Raw genomic sequence first — 12102 nt, forward strand, 5'->3', positions numbered from 1 at the left:
CGTAATGGAGGAAACCATATGAAAGAGTTTCTGCACCGGGTTTTTTCTGACGTCAAAAATAAAAAAATGACAAAACAGGATGCGATCGGCATTTTGCGCGATTATGATATGCGGATGGGACTTCGCCAAGCGGATTCCCTTCATCCGCTTGCTCAGCAGCATATTTCCGATGAAACGGGACTGGGATTCTCGGCAGCTTTCAGCGGCCGGGAATTTTTTCTCGCTGATGTTTCTTTACAGCGTAAAAAGCTTATGCCCGGAGAACTTCTTTTGGAAATGGCGAGAGCTGCGGCTGCTTTGACAGTAAAGGAGACTGAGGCTGTCCGGCTGACGCATATCGTGTGGTCAAAGCCCATTCTGACTGAGGCTGAGCCGTTCCATATCGAAATCAGGCTGATACCCGCAGAGGGTGAAGCCAAAAGGTTTGAGGTTTATAATCCATTTTCTGCCGATTTAAGTCATTATGATGTGTACAGCCAAGGGACGATTCAGCCAGTTGATGCTGCGCCTGGCATGCTGGATATCAGCCGCTTGAAGGAAAACAGCGGTTCCCTGATGGATCAGCAGCAAATTGAAGCCATCACTCAGAACGATACCGTTCAATACAGTGAGCACATGAAAGGAATTGAGCGTATTTACGCCTCAGCAGGGCGGATGCTGGCAGACATATCAATTCCATTGACAGACCAAAAAGAATCCGCCCGATTCGGCTTCCCTCCCTGTGTGATGCAAAGTGTGACAGAGGCATGCGCGTTGCTTGGCGGCAAAGAATATAAAACGCTCGCCCCGGTTTCATTGGACGAGCTTTTGTTTTATGAACCTTGTCCTGACAAGGTATGGGCCGAGATACAAGAGAAGGCGGGGAGCTTTTATATTGATTTATGTGACGAAGAAGGAAAAATATGGGCTTCCCTGTCGGGGTTGAAGCTGCAGCCTGTCATCAAGACGGGCGCTCCCGGAAAAACCAATGCCGAACACCGCAGTGAACGTTTGTATGAACAAACGCTTCTTCAGCTCAAAACGCTTTTTGCCCTGACTACAAAAATTGCTGTTTCCAACATAGATACTGAAGAGCCGCTGGAAACTTACGGAATCGACTCAGTCACTGTGACGAAATTGAACCGCGAATTGTCTCTGCTTTTCGGTGACCTTTCCAAAACGGTTTTTTACGAATATAAGACACTGGGCTCCCTGGCTGCTCACTTTGTCACGGATTATCCAAAAGAATGCCGAAAGTGGACAAATGATGATGAGCACCGTTCAGGCATATCAGAACAGGTTTTGGCAAATGAAGATTTTCCGGTGCTTCCGTCGTTTATCAAGCGAAAGAAACGGCCTTCTTTTTCCAATGAGAACCAGACAAAAGAAGGGATTGCGATTATCGGAGTCAGCGGACGTTATCCGCAAGCTGAAACACTTGAAGCGTACTGGGATAACTTAGCAGCCGGAAAAGACTGTGTGACGGAAATTCCCGAAGAGCGCTGGGAAAAGGACAAGTACTACAACCCTGATCCCGAAGAGGCCGTGAAAGAAGGGAAAAGTTACAGTAAGCGGGGCGGGTTTCTGAAAGATGCCGCTTTCTTTGATCCGCTGTTTTTTCAAATTTCACCCCGTGATGCTTTGAATATGGACCCGCAGGAGCGTCTCTTTATTGAAATGTGCTGGCAGGTGCTGGAGGATGCCGGTTATACGAAGGAACAGCTTGAGAATCTGTATAACGGCCGGGTCGGCGTTTTTGCGGGCATTACGAAAAACGGGTACGGAATGTACTGGAAAAACGGCGGGACCCTGCAGCCGAAAACGTCGTTCAGTTCAGCGGCCAACAGAGTTTCCTATTTTCTTAATCTGAAAGGGCCGAGCATGCCGGTCGACACGATGTGCTCGTCTTCGCTGACTGCAATCCATGAAGCGTGTGAAAACATCCTTCGCGGCGAATGCGACATGGCGATTGCCGGCGGTGTGAATGTGTATACGCATTCTTCGGCTTATGCGGAGCTCAGCGCCTATCGAATGCTTTCAAAAGACGGAACGTGCAAAAGTTTCGGTGAAGGCGGGGACGGATTTGTTCCCGGGGAAGGCGTCGGGGCCGTGCTGTTAAAGCCGCTGTCAAAAGCGATGGCTGATAAGGACCATATTTACGGTGTGATTCGCGGCACTCATATCAATCACGGAGGCAGAACAAACGGGTATACAGTGCCGAGTCCGAGCGCCCAGGCTGACGTGATTTCCGGCGCGCTTGAAAAATCAGGAATACATCCGCGGATGATCAGCTGTATCGAAGCCCACGGCACGGGCACTGAACTCGGAGATCCGATCGAGATTGACGGTTTGACCCGCGCATTTCAAACGAAAACGTCAGATAAAGGTTTTTGCGCCATCAGCTCAGTTAAATCCAATATCGGGCATTTGGAAGCCGCGGCAGGCATTGCCGGTGTAACGAAACTGCTGCTCCAGTTTCAAAAACGCAAGCTGGCCCCCTCTTTACATTGCCGGAAATTGAATCCGAATATTGTATTCGACCGGACGCCGTTTTTGGTGCAGCGTGAATTGGCAGACTGGAAACGGCCGGTCATTGAGGAAAACGGAGCGCAGAAAGAGATTCCGAGAATCGCGGGCATCTCTTCTTTTGGTGCGGGCGGGGCAAATGCCCACATATTGATAGAAGAATATATTGAACCTGATAGAGAGATTTCTGAGCCATTCACAGATGAAGATCCCGCAGTCATTTTATTATCCGCCAAACAGGAGGCCAGCCTGAAGCAGCGGGCGCAGCAGCTTCTTCAAGCGATCAGAAAAAAAGACGTCACAGACCGCAGTCTCCGGGATGCGGCTTACACCCTTCAAACCGGAAGAGAAGCGATGGAAGAACGTGCGGCGTTTATCGTGACGTCGACAGAGCAGTTAGCGGAAAAACTGCAGCGTTTTATTGATGGCGGGACAGACGGCTGTTTTCTCGGAAAAAGCAAACAGTATAAAGACATTCTAGCCGTTTTTAAGGATGAAGATATGCAGGACGCCGTCCGTAAATGGATGAAACGAAAAAAATTCGCGAAGCTTCTGGAACTTTGGGTAAAAGGGCTGAAGATTGATTGGTCAGAGCTTTATAATGGCAGCCTGCCGCACCGCATCAGCCTTCCCGGTTATCCATTTATAAAGGACCGGTATTGGCCGGTCGATGCAGCGCCGGACAATGTTCGTGATGCTGAAACACATTCTGAAACATTGCGTGAAACCCGCTTTTTACAGAAAAGCTGGGCAGAAAGCAGCAGTGTTTCGGTTAAGGAAGTGCGGGGCGTCATCGGAATAGCCGCCGATCACCAGACAGGAAATTTGGCCGTTGAGCTGTGCCGTTATTTCCCCGAGTCTGAAATCATTGACGCTGCGTCATCGGAAATATCTGGGGACGCGTCCCGGTTTGGCGGTCTGATTGATGTGACCGGATGCGGAACGGAAATCAATCATGATGACGGCTGGATTCATCATCTGCAGTCTCTCATTGACAACAGAAACCGCGGCCGAAAGCTTCAGCTGCTTTGTGTGACAAAGGGGCTTGAACTTTTTGCAAATGAAACGATAAATTTCTCAGGTGCAAAAAAGGCCGGATTGTACCGGATGCTCCAAAGTGAGTATAAGGATATCCGCTCGCGGCATATGGATGCAGAACGGACTGCCGAAGATCCTGAGCTGGCAAACCAGATCGCAGAGGAGTTTTTTCGCGATTCTGAAGACATCGAAGTGTGTTACAGAAACGGTGTGCGCTATCACGCGCGGTTAAAAGAAACAAACAGCTTAGCAGAAAAAGAATTTTCATTTCCGAAAGACCATGTGCTCTGGATCACCGGAGGGACCCGGGGACTCGGATATTTATTCGCCCGGCATTTTGCCGAACGATACGGAGTCACGAAACTCGTGCTTACAGGAAAAGAAACCATGCCGCCGAAAGCGGAGTGGGATGATCATATCAAACGGAATTCCCCGTTTTCTGAAAAAGTGAGAAGAATCAGAGAGTTCGAACAAAAAGGTGTCCGAACGGAAGTGCTGTCTGTATCTTCCGGCCCTGAATATGAGCAGGCCGTCAGCCGGGTGAAAGATCAAATGGGGCCGATAGGAGGCGTGATACACGCAGCGGGAGCCGTAGATCTCGATCATCCGGCCTTTATCCGTAAAACAAGAGAACAGATGATGCCCGTGGTTGAGCCTAAAACAGACGGACTGGACCTGTTGTATCAAGCGCTGCACAAGGAGCCTCTCCGGTTTTTTGCGCTGTTTTCTTCAGTGTCCGGCGTGATGCCGGAATTAGGAGCGGGACAAAGCGATTATGCCATGGCTAACGCCTATATGGATTATTTTGCGGCCGCAAAAGGTTTCCCGGTGCTGAGCATTCAATGGCCGAGCTGGAAAGAAACGGGTATGGGCGAATCAAAAAGCCGGGCCTATCTGAAAAGCGGTTTAAAGAGCATCACTGACAGAGAAGGGCTGAGCCTGTTTGATGCCATCATGGCAGGCGATTGCGGATCTGTTATTATGCCGGCCGTCATTCACCCGGAAAAATGGGAGCCTGACCGTCTGCTGCTTTCATCCGGCCTTACTGAAACAAAGCAGCAGGAACAGGCCGATACAGAAAGCGTTGAGGAGTGGCTGACGGGCATTTGCTGCCGGGAATTAAGACTGGAGCCGTCAAGATTCGAATCTGATACACCGTTTCAAGATTACGGAGCCGATTCCATCATGCTTGCCCAAGTGTCCAGAGCGATCGGAAAGAGGATCAAAGCTGACCTTGACCCGGCGGTGCTGTATGAATACCCTACGGTTGCTGCGCTGGCCGGATGGCTTGAAACAGCATATCCGGAAATCAAAGCTGCCGTTTCAAAACCGGTTCAGCCTAAAATCCCGGACGTTCCTAAACAAACTGCAGCCGCTGTCTTTCAGCCTTCTGGCGCTAGAGCGGCTCAAGACATCGCTGTTGTCGGAATGTCCTGCCGTTTTCCGGGAGCTGAATCAATTGAAGCTTATTGGAAGCTGCTGTCTGAAGGAACGTCGGCCATTCAAAGGGTGCCGAAAGAACGCTGGAAAACGGAGAAGGCGGATTATGCGGGCCTTTTAAAAAATGTAACGCATTTTGACCCGGAGTTTTTCCTTATTCCCGAAGAAGACATCAGGGCAATGGATATCCAGTCCTTTCTTATATTAGAAGAGGCGCTTCATCTGTTCAGAGACAGCGGTTACTCTTTACAAGAAATGAAAGGCAGGTCAGCCGGTGTCTATTTAGGAGGACGCGGCGGCAGTATGCCTGACGCAAACCATCTGAAACATGCAAAAAATCCGATAGTCGCCGCGGGCCCGAATTACTTAGCGGCCAATCTTTCTCAGTTCTTTGATTTGAAGGGGCCGAGTCTCGTTTTGGATACGGCCTGTTCTTCAGCGCTTGTCGGTATGAATATGGCGATACAGGCGCTTTCTTGCGGTGAAATCGACTCAGCGGTGGTCGGGGGAGTCAGTCTGCTGGAATCCGGTCAAACCCACCGGATGTTCGAACTTCGCAATCTGTTAAGCGAAGAGCCTGCGTTTCATATTTTTGACCGCCGCACGGGCGGCATCGTATTGGGAGAAGGCGTCGGAATGGTGTATTTAAAAACAGCGGCCCAGGCTGTAAAAGACGGGGACCGGATTCATGCGGTCATTAAAGGCATTTCCGTAAACAATGACGGCAGAACCGCGGGGCCTGCCACACCGAATATACAGGCGCAGAAAGAAGTGATGGCCAATGCGCTTGCCAAAAGCGGCAGAAAAGCGGAGGATATCAGCTACATTGAAGCAAACGGTTCAGGCTCTGAAGTAACGGATCTTTTGGAACTGAGGGCGATTGAAGCGGTGTACCGTATGCAAAACAGCTCGCCTTGCGAATTGGGGTCGATGAAGCCGAATATCGGACACCCGTTATGCGCTGAAGGGATTGCCGGATTCATTAAAACAGTGCTTATGCTCTCGCGCCGAATGCGTGTGCCTTTCCTTTCCGGCAAAGAGCCGATGACACATTACGATTTGTCCGCCTCGCCGTTTTATTTTTCGCACGCTCTGCGTGAATGGACGGATTCACCGCGGATTGCCGCCGTCAGCAGTTTCGCTGACGGAGGGACGAATGCCCATGTCATAGTGGAAGCCTGGGAGCAAGAGGCGTATACCCCGGTCAGAAAGCCTTTGCCGAGACAGGAATTAAAGCGCCGGCCCATTCGTCCGGACAAAGCCGAAAGCCTGCATGAAAACGCACATAAATCCCGTCCGAATACGTTTTGGAAACAAATGAAGACTTACTGATTGCGCTGAAAATTGAACGTCGATATGGAGGAAGTTCATATGCAAGAGCAGCTTCTTATTAACAATCAGCATCCCGTTCTGAAACATCATAAAGCCTATGGAAAGGAACTGCTGCCGGGTCTGGCTTATATTGACCTGATCTATCAGACTTTCAGAGAAAACGGTTTTTTTTATGCCGGCCTTGAACTCAGGCACTTATCGATTTTTCACCCTTTAGCTCCTGAACAGGGAGAATCAATCCTGCTTTCCGTTGATTGTACAGAGAACGGCGAAGGGCAGTGGAAGGTGGAGGTGAAAGGGCAAAAACAAGGTGACGAAGCAGCAGAGACAAAGGTATATGCCGCGGCGCAAATGCATTCCGTCAAGCCCGCCGGCTTCCAAGAGAGCGTCCGGATGGATGCCGTAAAACAAACGGCGGCAGAAATACCGCTTGAGGACATTTACGCGGAATGCAGGGATCAAGAACTGGTTCATTCAGGAATGATGAAAGGCTGCGGAAGCGTCTACCAAACTGAAAAAGAGATTTATATTGATCTGTCGGTGCAAAAGGATCAGCTGGAACATGCAGAAGAGGCGATGTTTCATCCCGCATTGATAGATGCGAGCAGCATCGGCTCCAATGTATATCTCGCTCCTTTGACGAGGGAGGAGGGGCAATTATTTCTGCCGCTGTTTTATGAATCGTTTTATTGCGCCGAATTGCTGCAGACAACATGTATCACTAAGATAAAAAAAGAATCCGTCACCCGTAAGAAAGATCTCGTTTACGTGACAATGGAGTTTTTCAATGAGGAAGGCAGAAAAGTCGGCGAACTGAAAAACTTCGCCAATAAACTGGTGAGGGACCCGGAACTGATCAATCAGAAACGGCAAAAGAAAGAACCTGACGGGCGGAATGCCGTCCCGGCTCCGCAAGCGGAACCGGCGCCTTCTGAGCCCCGCCATGCGGAGGCTTCCGCCGGCCTTATTGAACAGTGCATCCTTTATTTAAAAGAATTGCTTGCCGCCCGATTGAACAAACCTGTGAAAGAGATTGACCCGGATATCGGCTACTATGAAATGGGCCTGGATTCTCCGGGGCTGTTGGACATGGTAAAGGAAATTGAACAAAAAATCGGAACGCAGCTTCTGCCGACACTGTTATTTGAATACACGACAATCGCGGAATTGGCGGGATATTTGTGCGAACATTACGGAGCCGGTTTCGGCCATGCTCAAAGCGGGCATTCAAGTGCTGAGCCTTTGCACCGGGAAAAAAAGAGGACGACCCAAAACCTCGTGAAAAAATCGGCGTCAGCCGGAACGCAGAATGGAGATATTGCGATTGTCGGGATGGCGGGACGGTACCCCGGCGCCAAAAATCTTCGTGAATTTTGGACAAATTTAAAAAATGGAGAAAACAGCGTAACGGAAGTGCCTCGTTCCCGCTGGGATACGAGGACATATGAGCATTTGCGATCGCCGTCCGGCAAGCCGATTTCCAAATGGGGCGGTTTTATAGACGATCCGGATTGTTTTGACGCGAAATTTTTCCGGATTTCTCCGCGGGAGGCAGAAGCTAAAGATCCGCAAGAACGATTGTTTTTAGAAACATGCTGGGAAACGATTGAGGATGCGGGCTACACCCCGGAAACAATCGTTCAGCCGATAGGGCCGAATAAGAGAATGAACGTCGGTGTGTTTGCCGGGGTGATGCATATGGATTATTCTCTCGCCGGCGCTGAAGCTGCGGCCAAAGGGCTGGTCTTTCCTTATCCCTTGAACTATGCGCCGATCGCAAACCGGGTTTCATATTTTTGCAATTTTCACGGGCCGAGCATGGCGGTTGACACGGTGTGTTCGTCATCTCTGACGGCCGTCCATATGGCGGCGGAAAGTCTGAGACGCGGTGAATGTGAAGCAGCTCTTGCCGGAGGCGTCAATTTATCATTGCACCCGACAAAATATATCACATACGGCTTGATGGATATGCATTCGAGTGACGGGCTGTGCCGCACGTTCGGCGAAGGAGGCACAGGCTATGTCTCAGCTGACGGCATCGGTGCCGTGCTGCTGAAGCCGCTTCACAAGGCCGAAGAAGATAAAGATCATATTTATGCGGTGATAAAAGGCAGCGCCGTCAATCACGTGGGGACCGTCAGCGGGATTACCGTGCCGAGCCCCGTGGCGCAGGGGGATATGATAGCTGAATGTCTTGAAAAGACGGGGATCGATCCCCGGACGATTTCTTATGTGGAAGCGCACGGAACCGGAACTTCTTTAGGAGATCCGATTGAAATACAAGGTCTTGTTAAAGCTTACCGCACGTTTACGGAGGATCGGCAATTTTGTGCGATCGGTTCCGTTAAATCGAATATCGGACATGCGGAATCAGCCGCCGGGATCAGCGGGCTTCATAAAACGGTTTTGCAGCTGTTTCACAAAACGCTTGTCCCTTCTTTGCACTCAAAGACGATGAATCCGTATCTCCGTTTAGAGGACTCGCCATTTTACGTGCAGCAAAAAACCGAGTCATGGAAAAAGCCGGCGTATACAGAGAACGGCATTGAACATGCCTGTCCGAGACGCGCAGGCATCAGTTCATTCGGGGCGACGGGGTCAAACGTTCATCTCATTTTAGAAGAGTACAGGCCCAAAAGCCCCGGCATTACGGAGAATCAAGAGAGACCGTATATCGTGCCTCTGTCAGCGAAAAATCCGGAGCGGCTGAAAGAATACGCTGCCCGCCTGCTGATGTTTCTCAAAGATGAAGCGCCTGAAGGAAGCGGGCCGCTTCATGACAAAATAGATACAATGCAAAATCAGCTGGAAAATGCGCTGCGCAGTGTTCTGGCGGAAGTTCTGCATGTAGAGTCCGGCTCGGTAGATGGTGAACAGGATTGGAAGGAATTCGGCTTGGATGTCATGCAGCTGACACAGTTTGCTGAGCTGATGACGGATCAATACGGGCTGGCAATAGACATGACTGATCTCATACAGCATACTTCCGTCCGGACTTTAGCAGAATGTCTGACAAACGATGAGAAATATAAGAATATTCTTTCCGGTCTTTTCGGTCAGTCCGGCTTAGATAAGCAGCCTGATGAACCTTTTTCCCTGCGGTCACTGGCGTATACGCTGCAAACGGGACGGCTGGCAATGGAAGAACGGCTTGTTTTTTTAGTGAACGATCAAGCGGACCTGATCAGGAAATTAACTGAATTTACAGAACAAAAACGGCAGATTGACGGCTGCTTTCAAGGGCGGTCTGATAGCGGAACGGAAATCAGGGGTTTCCTGAATGATGATCAGGATACGGAGGAGCTGATCCGAAAATGGATGGACAGCGGCACTTACAAAAAACTTGCGGAGCTGTGGTCAAAAGGATTTGACATAGACTGGACGCGGCTGTATCAGGAGGAGAAACCGCGCAGGATGAGTCTGCCGACGTATCCGTTTGCAAAGGAACGATATTGGATACCGGAGCCCGATCATCCCGTCACTTCCGTAAATACAGAAAGCAGGCTTCACCCGCTGCTTCACCGCAATACATCAGATTTGCTAGAACAAAAATTCAGTACGATACTGAACGGAGATGAATTCTTCTTAGCCGATCATATCGTCCGAAACAAGTGTGTTCTCCCCGGGGCGGCTTATCTTGAAATGGCGAGAGCCGCGGCTGAACTGGCTGCCGCGCCGTTAGCCGCTGAATACACGGCTAAAACCGGCATTTCGCTGCGGTATATCAGCTGGATACGCCAGGCCGTTCATAAAAAAGAGCCGCTGCGTATGACGACAGGGCTTTCTTTGGAGGATAACGGCAATGTTTCATTTCGAGTGTACAGCAATGAAAATGATCCAGACATTTATTGTGAAGGCAGTGCTGTGATTGAGCCGCTGTCTGAGGCGCCGGTTTTGCATATTGAACAGCTGAAAGCGCGATGCCGCAAAAAAGTGCTGTCAAAAGAAGACTGCTATGCGGCGTTTGCAAAGGCGGAAATTGTATACGGACCTTCACATCAAGGAATTGATCACATTTATTGCGGGGAGAAAGAAGCCTTGGCTAAATTGGTGCTCCCTGCTTCCGTTTCTGATGAGGCTGAACAGTTTGTGCTCCATCCGAGTCTGATTGATTCTGCTTTTCAGGCGGCCATCGGCGTTATGAATGAAGATCAAGCGGGTTATCCTGAGCAGCCGTTAATGCCTTTTGAATTGCATGAACTGACCGTTTTTTATACGTGCGGTCCAAACATGTGGGCGGCCGTATTTGTGACGCATGAAACACCGGCCGTACGAAGAATGGACATTGATATATGTGATGAACGCGGCAATGTGTGTGTAAGGATAAAAGGATTTTCTGCCCGGATGGCCGAAAGTGCGCCGGCCGTAACCGATAATAAGCAATACGATCTGACGGGTAACCTTACCGGAGCCGTCAAACTAATGCAGGTATGGGACGCGGAACCGATAGACAACCAAACCGGCTTCCACATTTCTGAAGCAAAAGCTGTCATCATAGGCGGTACAGACGGGCAGGCGGACGCGGTTTTACGATTGTTTCCTAAAGCTGTGCGATTTGATATCGGCCAAAGTGCTTCCGTTGAAGTGATATCTGATCGGCTCCGCCGTCTCGGTGAGATTCAGCATATGATCTGGTTTGCCCCTCAGCCGGCTGATTCTGACAGCCATGATCAAAAAAGCGGGGTGCTGCAAATTTTCAGAGCGGCCAAAGCTCTTATCGGTCTCGGGTATGGAAAAGAGCAGCTAGGGATGACGGTGATTACGCACCAAGCACAGCCTATCACCCAATATGATGAGGTGCGTCCCGCTCATTCCAGTGTGCACGGTTTCGTCGGGTCTCTCGCTAAAGAACATCCGAGCTGGCACATCCGTCTGGCCGATCTTGAAGACGGGGGGGATTTCCCCGCAGAAGACATATTCAGCCTGCCCCGCGACCGTACGGGTAAAGCGTGGGTGCGCAGACATCAGGAATGGTACCGGCCTCAATTGCTTCCGGTCCAAAGCGGGCCGTCTGAAAGTGTTCCTTACCGCTATGGAGGCGTATATGTCATCATCGGCGGTGCGGGAGGCATCGGCGAGGTTTGGACAGATTATATGGTGACGACGTATAAAGCCCGAGTCGTCTGGATCGGGAGGAGGCCGCTGGACAGCCGGATACACCAAAAAATAGACCGGTACCGGTCATCAGGCCCGGCTCCCGAATATATAGCCGCAGATGCTTCTGATCTTCCATCGCTTCAGCGCGCCTATGAACAGATTAAAAACACATACGGCACCATCAGCGGCGTCGTTCATTCAGCGATGGTATTTGCGAATGAAAGCGTAAAAGATATGGAAGAATCACAGTTTCACGCCGGCCTTGCGGCGAAAGTGGATATTTCCGTCAACATTGCCGAAGTATTTGCGAAAGAGTCTTTGGACTTTATTCTCTTTTTCTCTTCGGTTATTTCATATATTAAGAATCCGAACCAAAGTCATTATGCGGCGGGGTGCGCATTTAAAGACGCATTTGCCCATGAGCTTTCCGGACGGCTGTCATGCCGGGTCAAAGTGATGAACTGGGGTTATTGGGAGCGGGCTGACAATCACATTTCTGAAGAGTTTGACAGACTGAGTGCAATCGGTCTCGGGCTGATCAGCCGTGCGGAAGGGATGCAGGCGCTGGAAACTCTGCTGACGCAGCCGATCTCCCGTATGGGGCTGATGAAGCTGACCAAGCCGATTCCGATCGAGGGAATGAACCCTCATGAATTTGTGACTATCTGATTGCCTGTCAAAATGACGGAG

Annotated in this window: 2 protein-coding genes; both read left to right on the plus strand. The window is 50.2% G+C overall.

All coding sequences use genetic code 11. The features are described 5' to 3' along the window. Positions 1–18: 18 nt before the first annotated feature. Positions 19–6315 (plus strand): type I polyketide synthase, encoded by a 6297-nt coding sequence (locus ACWHAR_RS03180; RefSeq protein ID WP_032872224.1) that lies wholly within the window; start codon positions 19–21, stop codon positions 6313–6315. Positions 6316–6354: 39 nt separating this feature from the next. Next, positions 6355–12081, plus strand: coding sequence for a type I polyketide synthase (locus ACWHAR_RS03185; protein WP_032872222.1), 5727 nt, complete (start codon positions 6355–6357; stop codon positions 12079–12081). The last annotated feature ends 21 nt before the right edge of the window (positions 12082–12102 follow it).

Source organism: Bacillus sp. LR--39 (assembly GCF_053613335.1).

Bases quoted from the DNA above. Each gene is read 5' to 3' on its own strand.
- ACWHAR_RS03180 (WP_032872224.1), top strand. From the start codon at position 19: ATGAAAGAGTTTCTGCACCGGGTTTTTTCTGACGTCAAAAATAAAAAA.
- ACWHAR_RS03185 (WP_032872222.1), top strand. From the start codon at position 6,355: ATGCAAGAGCAGCTTCTTATTAACAATCAGCATCCCGTTCTGAAACAT.